The following is a 24618-nucleotide window of genomic DNA, read 5'->3' on the forward strand; positions in this document are numbered from 1 at the left end:
ACTACTTTGCGATGTCGACGGCGCGAGACTCGCGGATGACGACAACGCGCACCTGGCCGGGATACTGCATCTCGCTCTCGATCTGCCTGGCGATGTCATGGGCAAGGACTGTGGCCGCAGCATCGGATATCCTCTCGGGCTTGACCATGACGTGCAGCTCACGACCAGCCTGCATCGCATAGGTACGCTCAACGCCCTCGTGGGCGTTGGAGATCGCCTCGAGCTTCTCGAGGCGCTTGATATAGGCCTCGGCGCTCTCGCGGCGGGCACCTGGTCGGGCGGCCGAGATGGCGTCCGCGGCCTGCACCAGGACGTCGAGGACGGTGTTCGGCTCTATGTCGGCATGGTGCGCCTCGACAGCGTGGACGATCTCGGGCCTCTCTCCGTAGCGACGGCAGAGGTCGGCGCCTATGACGGCATGGGGACCCTCGACATCATGGTCGATGGCCTTGCCGATGTCGTGGAGCAAGCCCGCTCGCTTTGCTGGCGCCTCGTCGAGGCCAAGCTCGGAGGCCATCACGGCGCAGAGCGACGCGACCTGGATGGAGTGCTTGAGGACGTTCTGGCCGAAGGAGGTGCGGTAGCGTAGGCGTCCGAGAACCCGGATGATCTCGGGGTGCAGGTCATGGATGTTGCAGTCGAAGGCGGCCTGCTCGCCCGCCTCCTGGATGCGCTCGTTGACGAGGCCCTCAGCCTTTCTGTAGAGCTCCTCGATACGTGCAGGATGAATGCGACCGTCGGCGATGAGGTTCTCGAGGGCGACGCGCGCCGTCTCGCGGCGTACCGGATCGAAGCTCGAGAGCACGACGGTCTCAGGCGTGTCATCGATGACGAGGGAGACACCCGTCACCTGCTCGAAGGTACGGATGTTGCGACCCTCTCGACCAATGATGCGGCCCTTGAGGTCATCGGAGGGGATATGCACCGATGCGACGGTGATCTCGCTCGCCTGGTCTGATGCGCAGCGCTGTATGGCCGTGGAGACGATCTCACGCGCGGTCTTGTCGGCCTGGACGCGCACACGCTGCTCGGACTCCCGCAGGATCTGGGCCTCCTCACGCACGGAGTCGGCACGAACCTTGTCGAGCAGTTCCCTATGCGCACCCTCCCTCGTGAGGGCGGAGATGCGCTCGAGCTCGCTCATCTGTCGCTGGTACAGGGAATCAACCTCGTTTTTCCTCTTGTCGAGCTGGCCTTGGAGGCTGGAGAGCTGATGCTCCTTGCGATCGAGCGCGTCATTGCGGCGATCGAGGGACTCCTCGCGCTGCATGATGCGGTTCTCCATCGTCTGCAGCTCCTGCTTGCGCCTCTTGTCTTCCGAGTCGGACTTCTGCTTGAGTTGGAGAATCTCCTCGCGCGCCTCCACGAGCGCCGTCTTCTTCGCGGTCTCGGCGTCGCGCAGCGCATCGTCCTTAATGCGCTCGGCCTTGTCGCGAGCCTCGTCCACGGCGCTGTTTGCCTGTTGGACCTTCGTATTGGTAGAGCGCGACACAAAGAGGTACGACCCCGTCGCGCCCAGCGACAAACAGACGATGCCAACGATAATCCATTCCATGTGCACTCTCCTCAGATTGAGATTAATAGGCTCGTTCAGGAGACCGACGCACCGCGCATCGGAACCCGCCATCTGAGGCGCACTCTGAGCTGCATGTCAAAAGAACAACGAATCCGAAAGGCCTACAGAACAGATATGGTGATGCCAGCCGAGGGGACTGGCGAGAAGGCGACTCAAACAACAATTAGATCCTAAGGGGCTAGGCCCACCATGTCAACTCAAGAGGCGCGAACGGGCGTTTCGAGTGTCCCGAGCGTCTCTCGAGCAGGTAGACATCCGTAAGATCCACCCCACCCACAACATCCCCGTGCGTCTTTCATCACACCACTGAAGGCTGCATAAGAGCCACCTCATGCCCGCCGCTTCCTAGATGACCCCCTCATCCCTGAGGCGGCTGGCTGCCATGCCGGCGGCGTGCAGGGCAAAGCCACGCGTGCAGAGAAAGCGCACGACCTTGGCGTAGGGATCCTTGCCCCCATGGCACCTGCCCCGCGCCACCTGGTAGGCCTGTTGGGCCTCACCTCCCTCGGGAAGGTAGGCATCGGGCCATCCCACAATGCATCGCGCGTCTATGCCACGTCGGGCAAGCGCCTGCTCCACCTTCGAGGGCCCCCAACCCGCACAGAGCTTCGAGCGCATAAAGACGTCCGCGTAGCGTGCGTCATCCACAAGTCCTGCCTCCTGGAGACGACCAATGCCGTTCTCGATAACTTCGGGCCAGTAGCCGTCGGCAGCAAGCTTGTCCCTCAGCTCCTTTGAGCTGTAATCACGCCGCTCGAGAAGCCTCCTGACCCGCCTTGCGGCATGAGCCTCCTGAAGCTCCTGCAGGCTCAGGACAAGCTCTTTGGCGGACACAGGGCAAAGCCTGCCGTCCGCCTGTCTGCGCGCCACCTCCTTGCCGACGGAGATGGGCAGACTCAGCTCATCCTCGCCCCCGTCCGAGAGCCTGAGCCTCACACGGGCCTGCGGCCTTCTCCTGCGGCAGGCGACTGCAGATGTGGCTTCCGTGCGCGAAGGGATGCTGATCGTCCAGCAGGGACTGCCCCCCGCTGAGTCAGCGCAGACAGCCATCAGCTCTGATCGCTGGAATGAGATGGCAGAACAGTGTCGACATCATATGGCGTGCTGTCAACGGGCTCGCCCACCCTCTCGTCACCGAGCTCGAGGCCGCAGGCGATGCGCACCTTGTGGTCGATCTCCTCGCTCAGGTCGGGATTGGTGGCCAAAAACTCCTTGGCGGCCTCGCGTCCCTGTCCGAGGCGCTCCTCACCATAGGTGAACCAAGAGCCAGCCTTGTTTACGATGTCGTAGTCGACCGCCATGTCGAGGATGGAGCCTTCCTTAGAGACACCCGAGCCGTACATGATGTCGAACTCAGCCTGCTTAAAGGGTGGCGCGACCTTGTTCTTGACGACCTTGACGCGCACGCGGTTGCCGATGTTCTCGCCGTTTCGCTTGATGGCGTCGATACGCCTGATATCCATGCGCACGGACGAGAAGAACTTGAGCGCACGCCCTCCGGGAGTCGTCTCGGGATTTCCGAACATGATCCCGATCTTCTCGCGAAGCTGGTTGATGAAGATGCAGGTAGTGTTGGACTTTGAGAGCGAGCCTGCGAGCTTGCGCAGCGCCTGGCTCATGAGGCGGGCCTGGAGGCCGACGGTCGTGTCCCCTATCTCGCCCTCGATCTCCGCCTTGGGGACGAGGGCAGCCACCGAGTCGATGACCACGACGTCGATGGACCCTGAGCGAACCAGCATGTCACAGATCTCAAGCGCCTGTTCGCCAGTATCAGGCTGAGAGATGAGGACCTCGTCGATATCTACGCCTATGCGTGCCGCATAGCTCGGGTCAAGGGCGTGCTCGGCGTCGATGAAGGCAACCATGCCACCCATGGCCTGCGCCTCGGCCAGTATCTCGAGCGAGAGCGTAGTCTTGCCCGAGGACTCGGGTCCATAGATCTCGACGATGCGACCTCGCGGGACCCCCCCGATGCCAAGAGCAGCATCAAGCGCGATGGAGCCCGTAGGTATGGCCTCGACCTCGAGGCTCGTACCCTCATCGCCAAAGCGCATGATGGCACCTGTGCCGAACCTCTTGTTGATCTCCGCCGTGGTGGCCTCGATCATCTTGTCACGCTCTTTTCCGAATGTCTTCTCGTGGACCTCACGTGTCGTGCCCTTGCTCTTTGCCATAGTCTCTCCTTGTCCTGACGTAGCTATGGGACTATAGACGAACAAAAGTTCTAAGTCAAGCGCCATGGGAAAAGGATAGGTAAACGGGCATGCAAGACCCTACCCTTGAGCCTGCGGCTGGCTTGCGCTCTCGTCACATTTCCTCAGCTTTGGCCCTGTGAGCAGGCAGGATGATAGCCCTCTTACGCGCCATGTGCGTGAGACGAGAGCAACATGGCTCGCGTTAAAGCCCAAGTTCTCCACACATGAGATCAAGTGCGACAGCGACGGCCTTGTCGCGCACCTCCTGCCGGTCACCCGAGAAGAGCCTGTGCACGCTCCGCGTGCCCCGTGGCCCGCAAAGACCAAACCAGACGGTACCCACGGGCTTTCCCGGCTCCGCACCTTTGGGACCCGCGATACCCGTGACAGAGACCGCGACATCGCATCCAAGGACGCTGGTCGCGCCCCGTGCCATCTGGCGCGCGCACTGTGCGCAGACGGCACCTTGGGCCGGATCGTCCAAAATGGCCTGGTCGACACCGAGCACGGCATGCTTCACGTCAAGTGCGTACGAGACGACACCGCCCCTGACGACCGCCGACGAACCGGGAATTCGCGTAAGCGCGGCCGACACCAACCCACCCGTGCAGGACTCGGCACAACCCAGCGTAAGTCCCCTCTCGCGCGCAAGCTCGATCGTGCGCGCCGCCGCCCTCTCCAGCGCCTCCATGCTAGGCGCGGCCATATTATCCTGAGAGCACCCGTGCATCAGCTACCCCTCTCAATCACGTGCCAGGACCTCATGAAGTAGTCTGCGCCCGACCATACGGTGAGCAGCATGGCCACGCCAAGTAATACCTGAAAGAGCAGCCCGAGCATATCGGCAGGGTCACCCTCTGGAAGCGCGCAGCACATCAGAAGGCCCGAGATGGACACCATGGTCATAGCCGTCTTCCACTTTCCGAGCGGGCTGGCGGCTATGACCTCCCCGTCGGCAGCCACGACCATGCGCAGGCCCGACACAAGAAACTCGCGTGCCACGACGATGAGCAGCACCCACGGGCTCACCACACCAATCTCGAGCAGGTAGCAGAGGGACACGACGACCACGAGCTTGTCTGCGATAGGGTCGAGGAACTGGCCGAAGACCGTCTCCTCTCCCCTGATTCGTGCCAGGTGACCATCGAGCTTGTCGGTAAGGGCAAGCAAGACGTAGAAGAGCGCAACCGCAAGCGAGCCGAGGCTCAGCCCCTGATTGGGCGGGCTCGCCGCGAACTCGGCCGCGAGCAGCCAGAGCGGTACGAGCGCCACGCGAATACAGGTCACGATGTTGGCAGGGGTCCAGATGCCCTTCGCTGACATACCGCTCGCCTCTAGCCCTCAAGGATCTCGCCGTCGAGCTCGTAGCAAAACGAACCCACGAGACGCACGCGCACGACATCACCGACGCTCGCCTCACCTGAGGCGATATGGACCGCCCCGTCACAATCGGGTGCCTGAAACCATGCATGACCTATGAGCTCGCCGTCGGGTGTTCCCCCCTCGACGCCATCGATGATGACGTCAACGACTTCGCCCACATGGGAGGCGGTAGCGGCAAAGCCGAGCTCCTCTGCCACATCATGCAGCCTCTGCTCGCGCTCGAGCCTGTCCTCGTCGCACAGCTGGCCGGGCATCGTGGCCGCTCTGGTTCCCTCCTCGCGCGAATAGCCGAACACGGACATGTAGTCGAACGCTTCCTCCCGCATGAAGTCGACAAGCTCCTCGAACTCCTGCTCGGTCTCGCCGGGGAAGCCCACGAGCCCCGTCGTCCTAAGAACCATCCCGTCGATCTCGGACCTGAGACGGGAGAAGAGCTGCCTCAGCTCCCGCGCGGACCCACTCCTGCCCATACGCTTGAGTATGCGCTCGTTGCAGTGCTGTATGGGGATGTCAATGTAGGGCAGCACCTCCGGGACATCCCGTATGGCCGCGATGAGCTCGTCGGTCATGCCCTCAGGCTGCAGGTACAACACACGCACCCAGCCGCCAAAGGGGCGCATGACCCTCGCGACCTCTCGCAAAAGCCATGCCAGACTGAGCGCCTGCGGAAGGTCAGTCCCCCAGATGCCGGTGTCCTGCCCGATGAGGATGACCTCACGGACGCCCCCCTCCATGAGGGCGCGAACCTCGGCGAGGATCTCGTCGGGCGGACGCGAGGCATAGCTGCCGCGAATGAGGGGGATGGCACAGAAGCTGCAGAACCTGTCGCAGCCCTCTGATATCTTGACGTAGGCACTCGTACCCTCGATCGTCCTCAGAAACGACCTGTCGGCTATGCATACGCCATAGGGACCCGTTCGCTCGCGCTCGATACCCAAGACACTTGAGACGACCGCAACGATACCGTCCTCCTCGTCGGCGCGAACGAAGGCAGAGATCTCTGGCAGATCAGGAACAAGCTGGCTCCCATAGCGAGAGGGAACGCAGCCGCACATGATGATCGGACGTCTTGTACTGCCCGCCTTGACGTCATCAGCGAGCTCTAGGGTCGTCTCGATCGATTCTGTCGTAGCCGAGCTGAGAAACGAGCAGGTGTTGATCAGGACAACATCAGCATCATCGACGTCATGGACCTCCGAGAAGCCCGCCCTGAGCAGCAGCACCCGCATGCGATCCGTGTCTACCTCGTTCTTTGCGCAGCCGAGCGTCACAAAAAGGCAGCGGGCCACAGGGCGCAGGGCAACGCTATCTGTAGTTGACGAATTGGAGCGGCTGACCATAGTCACCTTCCCTCACTGCGGCGATGACCTGTTGCAGCACGTCACGCGAGGGAGAGCTCACGCGCAGCTTGTCGCCCTCCACGGAAGGTCTACACTTGAGCTTGAGATCACGGATATCCTTCGCGATCCTCTTTGCGATGTCCGTATCGATGCCCTGAACCAAGACCGCGCGTTGACGGACCGACGCTCCCGCCGCAGGCTCCACCTTTCCCCACCTGAGGGCAGCGAGGTCGATCTGCCGTTTGGCAAGCTTGCTCGTAAGGACGTCACGCACCTGTCCGCAGACAAACTCAGATGGCGCACTCACGGTGAGCGTCTCGTCCTTCTTCGAAAACTCGATGGTCGCGCCCGTCTGCTTGAGGTCGTAGCGCTGCGTGAGCTCGCGGACTGCCTGCTGGTGGGCGTTGCTGACCTCCTGCACATCGACGTTCGAGACGATGTCGAAGCTTGATTCCTTTGCCATGCCGCACTCCTTGTCGCGCGTGATGAATATTCCTACCTCGAGCCCTTCGATGACGTCGTGCCGCCCTTGGTGCGAGAGCCTGACGTGCTGCTGGAGCTCGAGCTGTCGCCAGAGTCTGACTTCGACGTCCCACTGGAGCTCGAGCTGTCGCCAGAGCCTGACTTCGACGTCTTGCCAGAGTCCGACTTCGACGACTTGCCAGAGTCCGTTTTGGAGCCCGAGCTGCCTGATGACCCGCTCTTCGAGCTAGAGTCAGAGGAGGCATCAGAGTCCTCGTCGTCCTCGCTTGAGGATACCTTTGTGCCCTTGATCGTAATTGATCCAATGCCCGACGTCTTCGAGTCGAAGCTCTGCGTCTTTCCGTTCTTTGCCACAGTCACGGCAGAAATGTTGTTGACCGAGATGGATATGGCCTCCGTTACGGTATACGACTGCTTCCAAGGCCCTGTGATCTGCTCTGCGACCTCACTAATGCCGTCGCACTTGATCTCGACCCAAGAGATCTCCCCCTTGGCTACCGAGACGCTCACCACGGTCTTCTCGTCCTCGCCATCCTTGTTGCCTGACGAGTCAGTGTCGCTTGGGGCGTCAGACGAGTTATCCGATTCACCGTTACCCTCACCGGTCGAGTTACCCGTGTCTCGCGCCGTCGTCGACCCAGCGGTCGTTTGCATCGTATTCGTAGCGACCGTCCTCGTGTCAGTGTTGTTGTTACGCACGCAGGATCCGATGGACATGATGATGATGGCCGTCAGCACTATGGTCACGAATACCACGAAGAGGACGATGTTCCTCGTGTCACCCCCAAAGACGCTCACGACGCCGCCGCTTCGGTCCCGCCCGCGCGCTCGCGAGCTCTGCGTCCGTGCGGTCGATCGGCGACGCCTGACGTTTGGCCTGTCGACCTTGGCGATGTTTCGAGAGGATCTGCGCCCCGTCGTCGTCGAGGCTGCCTCGTATGGATTGGCCGATCCATAGCGTAGGTCATCCGTGAAGTCGTCGGAAGTGACATCCCTCCTGGTGATGCGTTCGCGATCGGGAGGCAGCTGGGACCCACGCCCGCGCCGGGCCCTCTCACCACGCGTCTGCCTCGTCCTCGTGCGAACGTAGCGGGAGTTTGGCCTGTCTTGCGCCTCAGCAGCGATGTCACGCGAGGTGTAGCGGCGACCCTCGAGGTCGGTCGGCCGGCTGCGCGCGTCATCCCCCTCAGCAGCCAAGCCGCTCTGACCCTTGGGGCGCACCCGAGATGTCGTGGCGAAGCTGTCGAGGTCACCCGCATAGCCGCCAGAGGCCGGAAGGAGCCCTCTTGTACCTTGGTAGGTCTTGCGGTTGAGCGCGCCCCTCCTCAGAGATTCGCTCTCGTCCCAGTCCATGGTCCGCTCTCGTCCACCCATGTCCTCCCAGTCGGAGAGATCAGAACTGAACTGGCGTGTGATGACGCGTGGGTTGAGGCTGAGGTAGCGTGCGTAGGACGCGAGCATGCCTTGGGCATAGCCACTCTTGGGCATGCTTGCGAAGTCACCCTCCTCGAAGGCGATGAGGACCTGTTCCTTGAGCCGGAGCACTGAGGAAGCCTGCTTAATGGAGAGGCCGAGCTTCCTGCGCCTCTCGACGAGCATCTCGCTGAAACGCGGACGTGCCATTGCCTCTACACCCCCCTATATGCTTCCTCTTGGCTTCTCAGCTCCTCGAGCCCCTCTGTGTCAAGAAGGACCTCCCGTGGCCTTGACCCGTCGGGCGGTCCAACGACACCTTTGGTCTCAAGCATGTCCATGATTCTACCAGCACGCGCGTAGCCGACCTTGAGTCTTCTCTGAAGTCCCGAGGTCGAGCCGAGCTGGGAGTCGACCACGATCTGGGCAGCCTCCCAGATGAGAGGGTCATACGGATCATCGGGATCCGCCCCCGCACCCCCCTGAGCACCGGGCTGTCCAGGCACAACCTGCGAGAGTATCTCCTCATGGTAATCGGGCTCCGCCTGACTCCTGATGAACTCGACAACACTGTTGATCTCATTGTCCGAGGTGTAGCAGCCAAGAACGCGCCTCGGGGTGAGCCCTCTGTCCTTGAAGAGCATGTCGCCGTTTCCGAGCAGTCGCTCGGCGCCGGTCTCATCGAGGATGACACGCGAATCGATGCCCGAGGAAACCTTGAGGGCCACGCGGCTGTCGATGTTCGACTTGATGAGACCGGTCACGACGTTCGCGGAGGGACGCTGCGTGGCTATGACAAGGTGGATACCCGCAGCACGAGCGAGCTGCGCGATGCGGACGATGGACGCCTCGACGTCCTTGCCGGCGACCATCATGAGGTCCGAGAGCTCATCGATGATCACGACGAGAAGGGGCATGGGCTGAGGCGGGTTGTCCATCTCGGCAAGTTTGCCTGAGCTGCACATACGGTTGTAGACCTTGACATCACGAGCGCCCGCCTTCTGGAAGACCTTGAGGCGACGCTCCATCTCGGAGACGGCCCACGAGAGGGCGCTCGCAGCCTGTCTGGGCTCCGTCACGACAGGTGCATAGAGATGCGGCAGGCCGTTATAGGCCGAGAACTCAACGCGCTTGGGATCGATCATGATGAGGCGCACCTGACTGGGTGTCGTGCGCATGAGCAGGGACATGATCATGGAGTTGATCATGACGGACTTGCCCGAGCCCGTGGTCCCCGCGACGAGCATGTGCGGCATCTTAGAGATGTCGGCGATGACGGGCTTGCCTGCGGAGTCGCGACCGATGGCCACCTCAAGAGAACCTCCGGTGGCGTAGGGCAGCACATCACCCAGATGAACGTTCTGACGGGTCTTGTTGGGTATCTCGATACCCACAAACGATGTGCCGGGGATGGGTGCGAAGATACGGACCTTCTCGGCAGCGAGCGTGAGTGCGATGTCGTCCTCGAGGGTGCGGATCTTGTTCACACGCTCTCCCTCGCCCATCTCGACCCGAAACGTCGTGACGAGGGGACCCGAGATGTAGTCGACGACCTTACTCGTAAGGCCAAACTCCTCGAGCGTCCCCTGAAGGCGTGCCATGGTGTGATCAAGCTCGTCTTTGCTGCTCGCGCTCGAGGCGCTGTTGGGATTTGAGGAGAGCATCGAGAAGGGCGGCAACTCGAAGTCCTCGGCAGCGTCACCGGGACGGGCGGTCGGCATCGCGGCTGTCGCGGCACGTCTCGACTCTCTTTGGGCACTCCCGCCATCCTTGTGGATCGGGTCGCGACGCCTTGCCTTGCTTCGCTTGGAAGACCTGCCCCTGGCAGCCTCCTCGAGGAAGGATGGGATCGATCCCGCGCGCGCAGCCTCGACAGGTGCATCTCTCACGCGCGTGGCATCCAGCGGTGGCGCCACGTCTGCCGGAGCAGGAGCCGTTTCGTCTCCATCGCGATGGCGCAGGCGCCCCAAGAGGCCCAATGGGCCGGACGCACGCTCCCGCAAGGGCTCACTCGCCTCTGCGGAATCGTCCTCCGCCTCCAAGTCGCGCCTCAGAACGGTCGTCTTCCTCGCCCCGAGGAAGGTCGTGGGCGCGGGATCTTCCTCCTTAACGGGTGTGGGCGTCCCCGTACCATAGGCCCCAACCTGATCCATGCGCCTCTCGTGCGCGACGCTACGCGCCTCTCTCACCCCACGAACTGTCTCTCTGACCCTACCCGCCAGCCTCAAGACGGAGAAGTCGCCCACCACCGCACCAACGATGATGACGCCCGCAAGGATGATGTTACCGACAGCCCTGCCGACGCTCACGAGGAGCAGCCACGCGAGGGCACCGCCCACATAGCCGCCGTAGAGCTCGACCACGGGAGGGTTGACGACGGCTTCGGGATGAGACTCAAACAGCGGCATGTTGATGGAGAGCAGGCCGAGGATGGCCAGGATGATCATGCTCATGCCGACGATGGAGCGCTTGGAGATAGGTCCCCCCTCCTCAAAGAAGAAACCGAGCGCAAAGACGACGAGCGCCGTCGGGAAGAGGATCGCCGCCCGACCGAAGCAGAGCCTGAGGAGCCACGCCATCGTCCGTGTAACGATGGCACCCGAGGGCACCACAAGCGAAGCGACCATGGCGACGGCACACACGATGAGTGCGATGCCGACGATATAGCCCTTGATGGTCCCTCGAATGCTCCCTGCGGACTGTCGCGCCGTAGTGGAGCTTTTCTCGTCGCTCATTCTCCGTATTTGTGCCGCGTTTGATCTGCGTAGTGCAGTCATGTGCCACTAGACCTCCATGGCGATAGGTATGACCATGGGTCGGGTGTGCGTCTTGTCCCACAGGTAGTTCGAGAGCGAGTTCCTGGCAGCCTTTCTCAGGGTCTCCAAGTTGCCGCCACTCTTGCGAGAACTCTCCGACACCTGGTCTTTGACGAGTCTCTGCGCATCACCGATGAGCTCATCGGAGTCAAAGGTGACGCCCCTGGATGTTATGGCGACGTCTCCCACTCTACCCCCACGCCTCGAGACGGTAACGACGCAGGTCACGATCCCGTCGCTTGCGAGCTTCTGGCGATCACGGAACACGACGGGGTCATCGCCGGTCACGGAGAGGCCGTCCACGTAGACAACCCCCGACTCGACAGGCTCGCCCCACCTGACCCTGCCGTTTGACATCTCGAGCATGTCGCCGTTATCGGCAATGAAGATGTGGTCCCTGGGGATGCCCAGGGCCTCACCGAGCTTGGCATGCGCACGCAGGTGTACGGCCTCACCGTGAACCGGCATGAAGTAACGAGGCCGCGTCATCGCGAGCATGAGCTTGAGCTCCTCTTGGCTACCATGACCCGAGACGTGCACCACCGTCGTTGATCGGTCATGGATGGTGCAACCTATCTTGGAGAGCGCGTTGATAACGCTCTGCACGCTCTTCTCGTTACCAGGGACGGGTGTCGCCGAGATAATCACCGTGTCGCTGGATGTGACCGTGAGTGACTTGTGGTCGCCGTTGACCATGCGTGAGAGAGCGCTCATTGGCTCGCCCTGACTACCCGTGCAGAGGACGACAATCCTGTCATCGGGGATGTCCTGGACGTCATAGGCGTCGATGAGATCCTCCGGAGCGATCTTGAGATAACCCAGATCGCGGGCGACGCGAGTGGTGTTGACCATCGAGCGCCCCGTCACGACGACCTTGCGGCCGACGGCGATGGCCGCATCGCACACCTGCTGCAGGCGGTGTATGTGGCTCGAGAACGATGCGACGAAGACCCTGCCGGTAGCATTCTTGATGATGTGACGCAGGGACGGACCGACCACCGCCTCTGACGGCGTGTAGCCAGGACGGGTGGCGTTCGTCGAGTCCGAGAGCAGAAGATCCACCCCCATCGTGGAGAAGCGGGAGATCGCCTGGTAGTTGGGCAACACGCCATCGATGGGCGTCTGGTCGAGCTTGAAGTCTCCTGTGTGCAGGACCGAGCCTGCCGGAGTCCTCATGTATATGCCAAGCGCAGCGGGAATGGAGTGCGTCATCGAAAAGAAGTCAATGCTGAACGCGCCGAGGTTGATGTGGGCCCCGTTCTGAACCTCGCGAAACCTCGGAGCATTGAGCCTGTGCTCTGAGAGCTTGCCTTCGATGATACCGAGCGTCAGCTTGCTCGAGTAGATGGGAACCTTGCGGCTCAGATCCATGAGCAGGTATGGGAGCGCTCCTATATGGTCCTCGTGGCCATGCGTGATGAGAATGCCCCTGAGCTTGTGTTCGTTTTCGAGCACATAGGAGTAGTCGGGCAGAACGAGGTCGACACCTAACTGCTCGTCATCGGGGAACATGAGCCCCGCGTCAACGAGGACCATATCGTTGCCATACTCGAAGGCAGTCATGTTCTTGCCAATGCCATCGAGCCCACCCAGAGGAATGATCCTCAGGGAAGTCTGATTTTTTGCCATGTCTGCGGGAAGTCCTTTCTCGATGCTTCGCCTCACGTGCTCTATATCCTCTAATGACGCTCGGCGGCGTCAAAAACATTCGCGTTTCGCCCATTGTATCCCCTGTGAGCCCATCGATATCTCACATGACACTGGCTTGCAATTACTACAGAGCAGCGAGGGAGTGTCTTCGAGGCACACGGCACCCTCGCGCGTCTTGATGCGAGAATGCTGATGTTTGCACAGGAGCCTAGCGTGGAGGGAATGGCGCGGCTCGTACGCCTTGGGCGCGATCCCTCGGCGCACAGGCTCGCGCCACACAGGTGCAGCCCACACGCCGCTGAGTATAACTGCGCTTTTACGATAGGGGCACCATCCCCGACACCGTGCTGAGAAAGAACCGACTCGTTTGACTCCTGTCGATCAGCTGGCAGGCTGGGTGGGGGCAGCCTGAGGCGCACTTGCCGGACCAAGCCTCGTCCCGCAGCTCATGCAGAACGTGTCCCCACTCTCGACGGGAGCACCGCAGGACGGACATGCGTGAGCGGTGCCTGCAGGCGCCGCCTGTGGCACTGCCATCGTAGTGCTAGCGGCGATGACATCCGCCACAGGAAGGCCACAGCCAGCACAGAACTGGTTGGACGCCGGGACCTTGGTCCCACAACGCGGACAGGTGTAGGTCGCCATCTGCTGCGCCTGTGCCTCGATCTGAGCGATCTGGGCACTAATCTGACTGCGCTCGATATCACACTGCGCGATGCCGTCATAGAGGGCCTCCCTCCCGGCGCGCAGCTTCGGATCATCCTTGGTGACATCATAGAGGCTTGCACCAAGCTGAGTGACGAGACCCTCTCGACGCCTCTTGATCTCGTTCAGCTGGGAGTTAAGCTTCATCGTGCTCGTGGAGCGTCCAACGGCAGCCTTCGCGTCGCTGAAGGAATCGCTCAGATCATCTAGAAATCCCATCATCATCTCCCTTGCGTAGGTACTAGAGTGCCCTGTCCGGCATGCGAACCTCTGGTTGCCAACAATCAACCACGCTCAGCTCAACGCCGCTGCCTCTCGCCAATGCCAAAGAAGATGCTTCCGACCAGCCCAAGCCCACAGACGATGAGGGAGACGATGGCACCCCACGCCGGCGCAATGGCATTCTCTGTGTAGAGCAACTGACCATAGCTACTCGATGAGCTGCTGTAGTGCATCCTCAGCTCACTGATGATGCTACCATTTGCCATGCTCACGCTGATAATCCAGAAGAGGGCGATCGCAGCCATGACACCCAGTGCAATCCGAAGGGGAAGGACCTCTCCCTTGTGGCGTATGGCGCTCACGACGCAATACGAGGTAAAAATGATAGACAACTGCCACACTACGCACACGAACGTCATGCTGCCACCACTGATGGTACTGTTGACCGACACAGGCACGCTACTACCTTGGAAAGCCTGGCCCAGCCACACGGAGTAGAGGTCGTTGAGCGAGACAATGGAACCCATGCGAAGAGACGAGGGGACGCCCGTAAAGAGACTCGAGTAACCAACAGTCCTCGCAAAGGGGACGATAGGTAACTCAAGCCATGGAGAGAACACGAAGAGGAAGATTCCTGCAATCGCCGCAGCGATAGCGATGAGTCGAGAGAAGCTCAGACCAGAGACCGTGCCCGCCGAGCTGGCAACCGTACCTGCCGCAGCGGTGAAGCCACCGTAGGGCTGCTGCCCATACGGTTGCGCGACACCTTGGGGGGCGAATGCCCCAGGCGAAACCGTAGCTTGGGGAGCACTCTGGGCTACAGGGACTGCGGCGGGCGCCGCTTGGGGGGCGGGGGCGACGGGCGCCGCTTGGGGGGCGCCCTGAGCTTGCACGGGCGCTCCGCAGCTCGCACAGAAGGCGACACCAGGCCGTAGCTCTTTACCGCAATTCAGGCAATACATCGAATGCACCGTTCCTCAGATGAGTTAGTTGACAGTGAGAGGATACTACAACATCAAATTAAGTATCTGAAAAAAGTATCATCTTACCAGCGAGTATAGTGATGTTACTAATAGAGGGTTCGTTATCATCCGACTGCATGGATGGGATGCCCCCTGCTATCTCGCAACTCTTAAAGCTCTGCTCAATGCCGTTGTCTCTCGCCAAGGCCAAAGAAGACGCTCCCCCCGAGCCCAAGCCCACAGACGATGAAGGAAGCGATAGCACCCCACGCCGGCGCAATAACTTGGAGGGTGTCGCCGTTTGCAATGCTCACGCCGATGACCCAGAACAGGGCCGTCGCCATCATGATGCCCAGCGCGACTTGGAGGAGAAGAGTCTCCTTCTTGTAACGGATGACATTTACGGTGCAATATACGGTGAAGATGATGGAGAGACGCCACAGCGTACAAATGAGCGTCATGCCACCATTAAACAACGCCGACAGCTTACCGACGTCAGAGGTATTAGCCAAAGTAGAGAGCTCGCTGAGCGAGACGACGACACTCATGCGCAAGGACGAGGGAATACCCGTAATGCCGAAGCTCCGAGCAGTAACGGCGACAGGCAGATCAAGCCACGGGGAAAATACGAAGAGGAGAAGACCAGTGATCGCCGCGATAACGGCGATCAGCTGGGAGAAACTCAGACCAAAAACTATCCCCACCGAGCCGGCAACTGTACCCGCCGTGCCGGCGAAACCGCTGTAGGGCTGCTGACGCTGTCCGTACGGTTGCGCGACGCCCCGGGGAGCGAATGTCCCAGGCGAAGTCGTGGCTTGGGGAGCGCTCTGGGCTACAGGGACCGCTGCGGTGGCCGCTTGGGGGGCAGGGGCAGCGGGCGCTACTTGGGGAATGCCCTGAGCTTGCACGGGAGTACCGCAGCTCGCACAGAAGGAAGTGCCCGGACTCAACTCCCTACCACAATTCAGACAATACATCGTTCGCACCATCCCTCGCTCAATTAATTAACAGGTAGAGGATACTACAAGGCCAGCTGATACAACTGACAAATCTGGCCCCAGCGGTCACCATGGCCTTGCGGCGGATGCGCCCGCCAGGAGTCGGATCGCGTCGCCGGGACCCGTTGCATGTGGGAAGCGCGGAACAGACCAGCTTGACCAGCTAGTTGAGAAACCCTCCTGCCTGCCAAGAGATTCCTCTCGTGAAAGGCCATCCCTGGCTAAGATCTAGAGCAGGCCCCGGCATGCGCCGCCAAGCTACCACTGAGCATACCGGTCGCACTGCCACTCGGCACTGAACGCTCTACCCTCGTACGTTCACCGGTGAGTGGCAGTGTGATCCGCACTGCCACTCGGGCCTGAGCGTACCCGGGCGCACTGCCACTCGGCACTGAACGCTCCACCCCCGCACGTTCACCGGCGAGTGGCAGTGTGATCCGCACTGCCACTCGGCCTCGAGCGTACCCGGGCGCGCCTGTCGCACTGCCACTCGGGCCCGAACGCGCCTGTCGCACTGCCACTCGGCACTGAACGCTCCACCATCGTACGTTCACCAGTGAGTGGCAGTGTGATCCGCACTGCCACTCGGGCCCGAACGTACCGGTCGCACTGCCACTCGAGCCTGAGCGTACCGTTGCGGTACGCTCGACGCCACTTGGCAGTGTGACCCGCACTGCCACTCGGGCCTGAGCGTACCCGGGCGCGCCTGTCGCACTGCCACTCGGCACTGAACGCCCCACCCCCGCACGTTCACCGGCGAGTGGCAGTACACACCCTACCGATACCCCGGACGTTTCGGTCCCGCTGCCAGATGCCTCCAAAGCTTCTTGTAACGGCCACAGGCGAAGTCAATTTAGGCAAATAGCAGGTGACGGTTTCGCAGGATGAGCGGATGGTAGACAGGTGGGGGCCCATCCGTAGGACCCCGAATCCAGCCCCAGTCTAGCCTTCATGGTGGCGACGCGGCTGGCGACCATTGGCACCCTTGTGGTCCATGGTCCCACGCCCCTTGTCGCCAGGACGGCGACTGCGGTGCTCACCCGTCCGCTCGCGACGCTCGCCACTATGCTCGCGGGTCCTCCCCGAGGCAGAGACGTCAGGCCTGTCAAGACGATCAAGGGAGATCTTGCCCTTCTCGTCGATCTCGATGACCTTGACGCGCACCTCGTCACCGATGCTGAGCACGTCCTCGACTCGCTCGACGCGGCCATTGGCGACGCGCGAGATATGGAGAAGGCCATCCTTGCCGGGAAGTAGCTCGACGAAGGCCCCGAAGGGTTGGATGTTCACGATACGACCGGTGTACTCCTCGCCCATCTCGGGGACCTTGATGATGGCCCTGATGCGCTCGGCAGCGTCTTCGTCAGACCCACCGGTGCCTGCGATGAAGACGGTACCGTCCTCCTGGATGTCGACTGTGGCACCCGTGTCGTCCTGGATACCGCGGATGACCTTACCACCGGAGCCGATGACGTCACGAATCTTGTCCGTGGGAATGGCAAGGCTGATGATGGAAGGTGCGCTCTTCTTGGTAGTCTCACGCGGAGCCGGGATCTGCTCGAGCATCGCGTCAAGGATGCGCAGACGGGCCTCGTGCGCCTGCATGAGCGCCTCACGCAGGATCTCGGGCGTGAGACCTGTGGCCTTGTTGTCCATCTGCATGGCCGTGATGCCCTTGGCAGTGCCGCAGACCTTGAAGTCCATGTCACCGAGGAAGTCCTCAAGACCTTGAATGTCGGTGAGAACGGCAGTCTTGCCCTCCTCCTGGATGAGACCCATCGCGACGCCCGAGACAGGACGCTTGATGGGTACGCCCGCATCCATGAGTGCAAGCGTCGAGCCACAGGTGGACGCCATCGAAGAGGAACCGTTGGACTCCATGACCTCGGAGACAACGCGAATGGTGTAGGGGAAGTCATCCTCGCTGGGAATCACCGGCAGAAGGGCACGCTCGGCCAGGTTACCATGGCCTATCTCGCGACGCTTGGGCGCACCCATGCGGCCGGTCTCGCCGGTACAAAAGGGCGGGAAGTTGTAGTGATGGAGGTAGCGCTTCCCATCGACCGGCTCGATGGTGTCGAGACGCTGCCACTCGTTGAGCATGCCGAGCGTGGCCACGGAGAGGACCTGGGTCTGCCCACGCTGGAAGAGCCCGGAGCCATGGACGAGCGGCAGGTAGTTTGGCTTCACCATGAGGGGGCGAATCTCGGTGGCCGAACGTCCGTCGACGCGCTCACCGCGCTCGACGACCATCTTGCGCATGGCGCGCTTCTCGAGGCCTTTGAGCTCAGCTGGGATGGCACGCTCCCACTGGAGCTGCTCCTCATCGCTGAACTCGGCCGCGATCGCCTCCTTGAGTGCCTCAACCCTGCCTATGCGCGAAGACTTGTCAGCGTGGCTGAGAGCAGCCTCCATCTCGCCAAAGTGGGCGAACACACGATCGTGAACCTCCTCGCTGGGCCCGTCGAGGAGGTACTCCCTTGTCGCGATGGGACCGTCCTGCGCCTCGACCTTGGCGAGAAACGCCTTCTGCTCCGCGCAGAAGGCGGCGATGGCCTCCTGGCCGAAGGCCATGGCGGCAAGCATATCGTCCTCCGAGATCTCCTCGGCGCCCGCCTCGAGCATAGAGATGAAGGTCGCAGACCCCGCAAGCTCCAGGTCTAGGTCGGACTGGTCACGCTCCTCGTAGGTGGGGTTTACGATGAACTCGCCCGTCTGGCTGTCACGACCGATGCGCACGCCCGCGAGCGGTCCCTCGAAGGGCACTCCCCCGACGCTGAGCGCAGCTGAGGCTCCCATGATCGAGATGGTGTCAACGGAGTTCACCTGATCGGCCACAAGTGGCATGGCGACGATCTGTACCTCGTTCCTGAAGCCGTCGGGAAAGGACGGACGAATGGGGCGGTCGATCATGCGCGCGGTGAGGGTCGCCTTCTCGGAGGGACGCGCCTCGCGCTTGAGGTAGCCGCCGGGGATACGCCCCACGGCATACATCTTCTCGATGAAGTCGACCGTCAGCGGAAAGAAGTCGTAGCTCTTTCGCTCCTTGGAGACGACGACGGTCACGTTGACCGTCGAGTCGCCGCAGGACACCAGGCACTCGCCGGTTGCCTGCTTCGCGAGCTCGCCTGTCGTGAGGGCATAGTGCTTGCCATAGAGGTCGAACTCGTGTGTGATCTTTGTCATTGCGTTTCCTCTTTATCTCCGTCTGCCCCATTGCAGACGGGCCGTCATGTGAGAGGAGCGCCCGAAGGCGCTCCCCAAGTTCGTCGCACGTTGCGCTACTGGATGTTGTCGCGGATGCCCAAGCTCCTGATCAGGCTACGGTAGGCCTCAACGTCCTGCTTCTTGATGTAGGAGAGGAGACGCCTGCGCTGTCCGACGAGGGTGAGAAGACCGCGACGGGTATGATAGTCCTTCTTGTGAGCCTTCATATGCTCAGTCAGGCCCTTGATGCGCTCCGTCAGGATGGCAACCTGCACGGCGGAGGAGCCGGAGTCCCTCTCGTCCTTGCCATACTGCCTGATGAGCTCTGCCTTGCGTTCCTTGGTGACTGCCATGTCGTAACCGCCTTTCGCGTGGATTCGCCCCGAACTGGGACGGCCGCCTGGCCAAGCGAGCCTCTCGGTACGGGGTAGGACGGAGGAAGGATAGCACGTGAGGCGTCGGCCTAAGACGCGCAGTGGAAATCTCCCCAGAATGCCCCTCTTCCTACGTTACGGGTTACTTTTCATGGGTGGGCCAGTGACGCCTTCTCAGGCCAATGCGGCGGAGCTTGGTCGGCGGGCAGTCCGCATGCCCCCTCCCGCCAGCTCGGGCGTCTCGTCGCGGTCTTGCCTGAGGCGTCCCCGGGAGAGGCGCGCGGGGCACGGGCGCTGGACCTGTGTGGCTCGGCCACGCCACTCGGTGGCGCCGAGTGCGCGGTCTGCCTGCCACTCGGTGGCGCCGAGTGGCACAATATTTCCTGGCAACTGCACGTATGCTGACTCCCGCGCCGCTCGGTGGTGCCGAGTGCGCGGTCTGCCTGCCACTCGATGGCGCCGAGTGGCAGGACCGTGGGACAGTGCGGCTCGGGGCATCGGGAGAGAGCACTACCAGACGCTAGCTCGGCGGCCACGGGCCCCTCACGCACCACGATTCGCGACGCGATCGACACCCCCGATGAGATCGCGCACGAAATCCCCAGCTGTCGGCAGTCGTCCTTTATGAGCACGAGCTGCATCTCGAAGATCGTCTGAGCGATTCCGGCGTCTCTTGAGGGGGCTCACCTTCGAGCTGAAGGGCCGCTCGTGGGCGCTAGGAGCTCAGCATGAACTCGTAGGCGCGCAGGCGGCAGTCGAGCTGCGTCGTCGCCCAAACGTGCGCGAGAAGGACGAGCGCGCTCGAGGTCTTGGGGTCCGGTCCAGCCGCAAGCAGTTCGTCAAAGGTCGACGTGATGAGCGCTCTTAACCAGGCAAGCTCCGAGCGCTCCAGCCGCCGCGCCCCAGGCACGTCCTTGGCGCAGCTCGAGCAAAGCGTGCCGCCCATCTGGGCCGAGAGGTAGCTGACCTCCGCATCGCCACAGGAGATGCACTGCGTAAGCTCGGGTCTCCAGCCACAGTGCGCGAGCACCTTCATCACGTAGGCAGCGACGATGAGGTCCAGCTGCCGCTGGTCGCAGGCCCGCTCAAGGCACGCGAGTGCCTTCGAGCAGATCGGATGCAAGAAGGAGTCCTCGCTGTTTTGGAGGCAGGTGAGACAGGCGAGCTCCGCCACGACGCTCGCGGCACTCACCCGCGCGAAGTCTCCGCGAATCTTGGCGTGTGCGTTCACGAGCGTCGCCTCCGAGACGACCTCGAGGGCACCCCTGCCCTTGGCAAGGAGCAGGTCAACCTCGGAGAAGAGCTCGGAGCGGGAGGCAAGGCGCCCTCCCGGCCTACGCGCGCCCTTGGCGACGGCACGCACCTCCTCGCCAGATGCGGCAAGCATGGTCAGGATGAGGTCCTGCTCGGCGAGCTTGGTGCGCCTGAGAACGATGCAGCTGAGCCGACGCGTGCGCGAGGCCATGGCTAGCCCAGTTCCCCAGCGTTGTCAGAACATAGGCCGGGCGCATTGGCATCTCTCGTGCCCTGCCCTCTTGTGGCAAGCTCGCTAAGCCTCCTTACAAGCTCGGGGATATCCTCGAACAGCGCCTCTTCGACCAAACTCCAGTCAATGCCATCGTAGTGGTGGACCATGCGATGGCGCATGCCGGCAATCGTGGCCAAGTCAATGCCCTCGCCTAGGTCGACACCCTCCTTGTCGAGAAGCCATGCCTGTTCCCCGACAAGCTCTAGCGCCTTTGTGGCGGCAAGCTGATGGACCACGCTCCTTCCAAGTGACTCGCGGCTCACCTCACCTGACTCAACGAGCTGCGCGGCCTGCCTTGCATAGTCGAGGAGGAGCCTCAGGTGCCGAGGACAACTGTCAATACCTGTATCATTCCTCGTCATAGGTCGAACTTCTCTCTTAGCACAGCCTCACGAAAGGGCCCCGGCATAAGCTCCGATATGTCATAGATGTCTACGGTCTTGCCCGTGGCCCTCTCAACCTCGGTTCCCAGGCCCAGGATCCTCGTGAGCTTGCCCCCACCACGATCGACCAGGATGTCGATGTCGGAGTCAGCATCCGCCTCACCTCGCGCATACGATCCGAAGATGCTCACCGAAGCGATGCGACGACGCCGGGCGAGCGGCACGATAATCTGCCTAAGCTCCCCGATGCCAAGGACGCGGGATGCCCTGTGACCCAAGGTGTCAGTCAGGTCCTTCGGGCCGACGTGCCCTCCCAGGGATGACTCGAACGAGTTTGCCATGATCCCCTCCCCTGACGCACCACCTTGTGAGGACGAGTGTATACCATGCACGCCTTTCGGGTCAGTGGCGGACGGCACAGTCAGCCGAGGGGCCAACACCGGCACGTCAGGATGAGGTCCTGCTCGGCGAGCTTGGTGCGTCTGAGAACGATGCAGCTAAGCCGACGCGTGCGCGAGGTCATGGCTATTCGTCCACGGCAAGGCCCATGCGACGGATCTCACTCCGGTCGCGCCGCCACCCGGGACGCACCTGCACGCGCAGGTCCAAGAAGCAGCTCGCGCCCAAGAGCCTCTCGACATCTCGTCTGGCCTCGGTGCCAATCCTCTTGATCATGGAGCCCCCGCGACCGATCACGATGCCCTTCTGCCCCTCTCGCTCGACGATGACCGTAGCCGCGACAGAGGCGTGCCCGTCCTTCGCCCAGCTGATCTCGTCGCAGGTCACACCCACGGAGTGCGGCAGCTCCTGACGCAGGTTGAGGAGGGCCTTCTCACGGATGAACTCGGCCACGAGCTCCTCGTCCGTGAGGTCTACGTCCATGCCGTCGGGAAACCACCTGGGACCTCGCGGCAGGTGCTCACTGACGATCGCCAGAAACGTGTCCACGTTGAACCCCTCCCTCGCAGACACGACCAAGCTATCGTCGAAGCGCGTGAGGCGAGACGCCCTCTCGAGCTGGGATGCGACCATCTCTGGCCCCGCGATGTCAGCCTTGGTCACGACGAGCAGCTTGAAGGGAGCCGCCGAGGCCTCGACGCGACCCGCCACCCACTCGTCCCCCCGGCCCACGGGCTTCGTGGCGTCAATGAGGAGCGCCACGACGTCCATGTCGGCAAGCTCGGCGAGCGCGGCCCTGTTGAGCTCCTTGCCAAGAGCGTCCTTGGGCTTGTGCAGGCCAGGCGTGTCCACGATCACGAGCTGCGACGTCTCCGTGTTCACAATGGCCCTCATGCGCCTGCGCGTCGTCTGGGCGACATCGGAGGTGATGGCGATCTTGGCCCCGTAGCAAGCGTTGAGCAGGGTTGACTTTCCCACGTTGGGTCGGCCCACCAAGGCGACAAAGCCGCTGCGAAACGCCTCTTGGCTGCTCGGGCAGTGCGTCGGTGTGTAATCGTCACGTGACATTGCTCTCCTTAGCTCAAGAGTCTCATGAGGGCGTTTGCATACACGATGGTCCCCGCAAGGGCGACGAACACCGAGAGCGACCAGACAGCCGCCGCCGCGATGTCCTTGGCGCGACCCGCGAGCGGGTGGAACTCCGGGGAGACGAGGTCGATGATCGTCTCGACGGCGGTGTTCAAAAGCTCTCCGGCTATGACGACTCCACAGCAGAGAAGAACGATGGCCCAGCTCAAGGGGTCGAGCCTCAACGCGATCCCAGCCACGATGGCCACTGCCCCAACACCGCACATGACCTTGAGGTTACGCTCCTGCGAGAGCGCCGTCCTGAAGCCCTGGAGCGCGAAGAGGAAACTCCGCTTGAACGAGGGATGGCGAAATCTCTTGCCAGGGATCATGGCAGCCCATCCTCTCCGTGACGGGTGAGCGTCACGTGAGCTGTGGGCGCGGCAGCTCCGATGAGGGCCAGCAGCTCGTCCTCACGAGCCTCCATGACCCCTGCCTCCTCGTCCGTAAGGTGGTCGTAGCCCAGCAGGTGCAGCACGCCGTGCACGAGAAGGAGAAGGAACTCGTCGGCGGGCGTCGTGCCAAAGCGAGCGGCCTGTGCCGCAACGTATGCTGGGGCGAGGATGACATCCCCCAGTTCGCAGGGCTCCCCAGGCGCAAGGTTGGCGTCATCGGGACGCTCGCACTCAAGCGAGAGAACGTCGGTCGCCCTGTCCTTTCCACGCCACCTGTGATTGAGCTGGGCCATTCGTTCGTCCGTGACGACACTCACCGAGACCATGCAGGGTCTTTCGATGCCCTCCCGTGCGAGCACGAGGTCGACCACGCGGCAGATCTCGCGCTTTGGCACGGGGCTTTTCACGCCCTCGTCCACCGAGAAGTCCACGACGTTCGAGGCCACGTCACTCACCGGCTCTGGAGCTGTCACGCCTAAGGGCATCTTGGCGCTCGCTCCTGCCATAGGCGTCCACGATCCTCGTGACGAGGTTGTGCCGCACGATGTCATCCAGACCAAGGTCGACGAACTCCACGTCATCCATGCCTGCGAGGACCGCGCGAGCGGACCTGAGTCCGTTCGAGCCGAGGAGGTCGCGCTGGGTCATGTCACCTGTGATGACGAACTTAGACGAGAGGCCCAGGCGCGTGAGGAACATCTTCATCTGGTCATGCGTTGTGTTCTGCGCCTCGTCGAGGATGACGAAGGAGTCGCTCAGCGTGCGACCACGCATGAAGGCCAGAGGCGCGATCTCGATGATGCCCTGCTCAATGAGGGCGTTTCCCCGATCCCTGTCGCACATGTCGAAGAGCGCGTCATAAAGTGGGCGAACGTAGGGGTCAAGCTTTTCCTGTAAGGTTCCCGGAAGGTAGCCAAGTGACTCCCCCGCCTCAACGACGGGACGCGCGAGCACGATGCGACCCACCTCCTTGCGTCTGAGCGCGGCCAGGGCCATGGCCATGGCCAGGTAGGTCTTACCGGTACCGGCAGGCCCTATGCCAAAGGTGATCGTGTTTTGGGCGATGGAGTCGACGTAGCGCTGCTGACCCGCCGTCTTGGGCCTGATGGGGCGACCACGGTGAGTGAGCAGGATGTCCCGGGAGGGTTCCGGCACCTGGAGCGCGCCTCGCCTCACCCGTCCCACGAGAAGGTCGACGTCTGACTCCGTTGGCTGCTCTCCCGCCTCGATGAGGCGGATGAGGCAAGAGAAGGTCGAGGTCAGCTGATCGACCTCCCCTGAGGGACCGATGATCTGGATCTGATTGCCGCGAACGGAGACCATCGCGTCAAACGCCGCCTCGATCCTTCGCAACAGCGTGTCGGCAGGACCCATGAGCCGCAGGGGGTCTATCGTATCCGGTATGGTCAGGCGCACCTGGGTAGGCTGCATGTACTGCGCTCGTCCCTTCTTGTCCCTCGC

Annotated in this window: 22 protein-coding genes and 1 pseudogene; all 23 read right to left on the minus strand. The window is 62.1% G+C overall.

All coding sequences use genetic code 11. The features are described from left to right. Position 1 precedes the first annotated feature (1 nt). Positions 2-1555, minus strand: coding sequence for a ribonuclease Y (rny, locus tag ADJ70_RS06180; protein ID WP_050344373.1), 1554 nt, complete (start codon positions 1553-1555; stop codon positions 2-4). Between the two features lie 366 nt (positions 1556-1921). Beyond that, a complete protein-coding gene (locus ADJ70_RS06185) occupies positions 1922-2512 on the minus strand; it encodes a regulatory protein RecX (protein WP_050344374.1) in 591 nt (196 codons plus the stop codon). 113 nt (positions 2513-2625) lie between these two features. Beyond that, positions 2626-3750 (minus strand): recombinase RecA, encoded by a 1125-nt coding sequence (gene recA, locus ADJ70_RS06190; protein ID WP_050344375.1) that lies wholly within the window; start codon positions 3748-3750, stop codon positions 2626-2628. 223 nt (positions 3751-3973) lie between these two features. Next, positions 3974-4501 carry a CinA family protein gene (locus tag ADJ70_RS06195; RefSeq protein WP_253273254.1) on the minus strand — a complete coding sequence of 176 codons (528 nt, stop codon included), beginning with the start codon at positions 4499-4501 and terminating at the stop codon, positions 3974-3976. Further along, on the minus strand, positions 4501-5094 hold the full coding sequence (pgsA, locus tag ADJ70_RS06200; protein WP_050344376.1) for a CDP-diacylglycerol--glycerol-3-phosphate 3-phosphatidyltransferase: 594 nt from the start codon (positions 5092-5094) through the stop codon (positions 4501-4503). Before pgsA ends, ADJ70_RS06195 begins: the two co-directional genes overlap by 1 nt. Before the next feature lie 11 nt (positions 5095-5105). After that, positions 5106-6494, minus strand: coding sequence for a 30S ribosomal protein S12 methylthiotransferase RimO (gene rimO, locus ADJ70_RS06205; protein WP_050344377.1), 1389 nt, complete (start codon positions 6492-6494; stop codon positions 5106-5108). Further along, positions 6460-6957, minus strand: coding sequence for a YajQ family cyclic di-GMP-binding protein (locus tag ADJ70_RS06210; RefSeq protein ID WP_050344378.1), 498 nt, complete (start codon positions 6955-6957; stop codon positions 6460-6462). Before ADJ70_RS06210 ends, rimO begins: the two co-directional genes overlap by 35 nt. A gap of 32 nt (positions 6958-6989) precedes the next feature. Next, positions 6990-8600, minus strand: coding sequence for a helix-turn-helix transcriptional regulator (locus ADJ70_RS06215; protein ID WP_050344379.1), 1611 nt, complete (start codon positions 8598-8600; stop codon positions 6990-6992). A 5-nt stretch (positions 8601-8605) separates the two neighbouring features. After that, positions 8606-11125 carry a DNA translocase FtsK gene (locus tag ADJ70_RS06220; protein WP_253273255.1) on the minus strand — a complete coding sequence of 840 codons (2520 nt, stop codon included), beginning with the start codon at positions 11123-11125 and terminating at the stop codon, positions 8606-8608. Positions 11126-11173: 48 nt separating this feature from the next. Next, positions 11174-12835, minus strand: coding sequence for a ribonuclease J (locus ADJ70_RS06225; RefSeq protein ID WP_050344830.1), 1662 nt, complete (start codon positions 12833-12835; stop codon positions 11174-11176). 402 nt (positions 12836-13237) lie between these two features. Beyond that, complete coding sequence (locus tag ADJ70_RS06230) at positions 13238-13780, minus strand: zinc-ribbon domain-containing protein (protein ID WP_050344832.1); 543 nt, start codon at positions 13778-13780, stop codon at positions 13238-13240. An 80-nt stretch (positions 13781-13860) separates the two neighbouring features. Continuing rightward, on the minus strand, positions 13861-14676 hold the full coding sequence (locus tag ADJ70_RS14045) for a hypothetical protein (protein ID WP_253273256.1): 816 nt from the start codon (positions 14674-14676) through the stop codon (positions 13861-13863). Positions 14677-14927: 251 nt separating this feature from the next. Continuing rightward, positions 14928-15449: a hypothetical protein gene (locus ADJ70_RS06240; RefSeq protein WP_253273257.1), complete on the minus strand. Its 522-nt coding sequence runs from the start codon at positions 15447-15449 to the stop codon at positions 14928-14930. Between the two features lie 231 nt (positions 15450-15680). Further along, positions 15681-15734, minus strand: a pseudogene (locus ADJ70_RS15640) (hypothetical protein); the annotation flags it as partial. Between the two features lie 951 nt (positions 15735-16685). Continuing rightward, positions 16686-18929 (minus strand): polyribonucleotide nucleotidyltransferase, encoded by a 2244-nt coding sequence (locus ADJ70_RS06245; protein ID WP_050344383.1) that lies wholly within the window; start codon positions 18927-18929, stop codon positions 16686-16688. A 95-nt stretch (positions 18930-19024) separates the two neighbouring features. Further along, positions 19025-19303, minus strand: coding sequence for a 30S ribosomal protein S15 (gene rpsO, locus ADJ70_RS06250; RefSeq protein ID WP_050344384.1), 279 nt, complete (start codon positions 19301-19303; stop codon positions 19025-19027). A 736-nt stretch (positions 19304-20039) separates the two neighbouring features. After that, positions 20040-20789 carry a DNA repair protein RecO gene (gene recO, locus ADJ70_RS06255; RefSeq protein ID WP_050344385.1) on the minus strand — a complete coding sequence of 250 codons (750 nt, stop codon included), beginning with the start codon at positions 20787-20789 and terminating at the stop codon, positions 20040-20042. Between the two features lie 2 nt (positions 20790-20791). Then, positions 20792-21214 carry a DUF86 domain-containing protein gene (locus ADJ70_RS06260; RefSeq protein ID WP_050344386.1) on the minus strand — a complete coding sequence of 141 codons (423 nt, stop codon included), beginning with the start codon at positions 21212-21214 and terminating at the stop codon, positions 20792-20794. Then, on the minus strand, positions 21211-21576 hold the full coding sequence (locus ADJ70_RS06265) for a nucleotidyltransferase family protein (RefSeq protein ID WP_050344387.1): 366 nt from the start codon (positions 21574-21576) through the stop codon (positions 21211-21213). The genes ADJ70_RS06260 and ADJ70_RS06265 overlap by 4 nt, the downstream gene beginning before the upstream one ends. 184 nt (positions 21577-21760) lie before the next feature. After that, on the minus strand, positions 21761-22702 hold the full coding sequence (era, locus tag ADJ70_RS06270; protein ID WP_050344388.1) for a GTPase Era: 942 nt from the start codon (positions 22700-22702) through the stop codon (positions 21761-21763). Positions 22703-22710: 8 nt separating this feature from the next. Then, positions 22711-23094: a diacylglycerol kinase family protein gene (locus ADJ70_RS06275; RefSeq protein WP_050344389.1), complete on the minus strand. Its 384-nt coding sequence runs from the start codon at positions 23092-23094 to the stop codon at positions 22711-22713. Next, complete coding sequence (gene ybeY, locus ADJ70_RS06280) at positions 23091-23630, minus strand: rRNA maturation RNase YbeY (RefSeq protein WP_253273258.1); 540 nt, start codon at positions 23628-23630, stop codon at positions 23091-23093. Before ybeY ends, ADJ70_RS06275 begins: the two co-directional genes overlap by 4 nt. Beyond that, positions 23605-24588 carry a PhoH family protein gene (locus ADJ70_RS06285; RefSeq protein WP_050344391.1) on the minus strand — a complete coding sequence of 328 codons (984 nt, stop codon included), beginning with the start codon at positions 24586-24588 and terminating at the stop codon, positions 23605-23607. Before ADJ70_RS06285 ends, ybeY begins: the two co-directional genes overlap by 26 nt. Positions 24589-24618 lie beyond the last annotated feature (30 nt).

Origin of the sequence: Olsenella sp. oral taxon 807 (assembly GCF_001189515.2) — a bacterium.
GTDB lineage: Bacteria > Actinomycetota > Coriobacteriia > Coriobacteriales > Atopobiaceae > Olsenella_F.

What these genes read in the sequence shown, in the direction of transcription:
- rny (WP_050344373.1), bottom strand. Translation starts at nt 1,555, where the DNA reads ATGGAATGGATTATCGTTGGCATCGTCTGTTTGTCGCTGGGCGCGACG.
- recA (WP_050344375.1), bottom strand. Translation starts at nt 3,750, where the DNA reads ATGGCAAAGAGCAAGGGCACGACACGTGAGGTCCACGAGAAGACATTC.
- ADJ70_RS06195 (WP_253273254.1), bottom strand. Translation starts at nt 4,501, where the DNA reads ATGCACGGGTGCTCTCAGGATAATATGGCCGCGCCTAGCATGGAGGCG.
- pgsA (WP_050344376.1), bottom strand. Translation starts at nt 5,094, where the DNA reads ATGTCAGCGAAGGGCATCTGGACCCCTGCCAACATCGTGACCTGTATT.
- rimO (WP_050344377.1), bottom strand. Translation starts at nt 6,494, where the DNA reads ATGGTCAGCCGCTCCAATTCGTCAACTACAGATAGCGTTGCCCTGCGC.
- ADJ70_RS06210 (WP_050344378.1), bottom strand. Translation starts at nt 6,957, where the DNA reads ATGGCAAAGGAATCAAGCTTCGACATCGTCTCGAACGTCGATGTGCAG.
- ADJ70_RS06215 (WP_050344379.1), bottom strand. Translation starts at nt 8,600, where the DNA reads ATGGCACGTCCGCGTTTCAGCGAGATGCTCGTCGAGAGGCGCAGGAAG.
- ADJ70_RS06220 (WP_253273255.1), bottom strand. Translation starts at nt 11,125, where the DNA reads ATGAGCGACGAGAAAAGCTCCACTACGGCGCGACAGTCCGCAGGGAGC.
- ADJ70_RS06225 (WP_050344830.1), bottom strand. Translation starts at nt 12,835, where the DNA reads ATGGCAAAAAATCAGACTTCCCTGAGGATCATTCCTCTGGGTGGGCTC.
- ADJ70_RS06230 (WP_050344832.1), bottom strand. Translation starts at nt 13,780, where the DNA reads ATGGGATTTCTAGATGATCTGAGCGATTCCTTCAGCGACGCGAAGGCT.
- ADJ70_RS06245 (WP_050344383.1), bottom strand. Translation starts at nt 18,929, where the DNA reads ATGACAAAGATCACACACGAGTTCGACCTCTATGGCAAGCACTATGCC.
- rpsO (WP_050344384.1), bottom strand. Translation starts at nt 19,303, where the DNA reads ATGGCAGTCACCAAGGAACGCAAGGCAGAGCTCATCAGGCAGTATGGC.
- recO (WP_050344385.1), bottom strand. Translation starts at nt 20,789, where the DNA reads ATGGCCTCGCGCACGCGTCGGCTCAGCTGCATCGTTCTCAGGCGCACC.
- ADJ70_RS06260 (WP_050344386.1), bottom strand. Translation starts at nt 21,214, where the DNA reads ATGACGAGGAATGATACAGGTATTGACAGTTGTCCTCGGCACCTGAGG.
- ADJ70_RS06265 (WP_050344387.1), bottom strand. Translation starts at nt 21,576, where the DNA reads ATGGCAAACTCGTTCGAGTCATCCCTGGGAGGGCACGTCGGCCCGAAG.
- era (WP_050344388.1), bottom strand. Translation starts at nt 22,702, where the DNA reads ATGTCACGTGACGATTACACACCGACGCACTGCCCGAGCAGCCAAGAG.
- ADJ70_RS06275 (WP_050344389.1), bottom strand. Translation starts at nt 23,094, where the DNA reads ATGATCCCTGGCAAGAGATTTCGCCATCCCTCGTTCAAGCGGAGTTTC.
- ADJ70_RS06285 (WP_050344391.1), bottom strand. Translation starts at nt 24,588, where the DNA reads ATGCAGCCTACCCAGGTGCGCCTGACCATACCGGATACGATAGACCCC.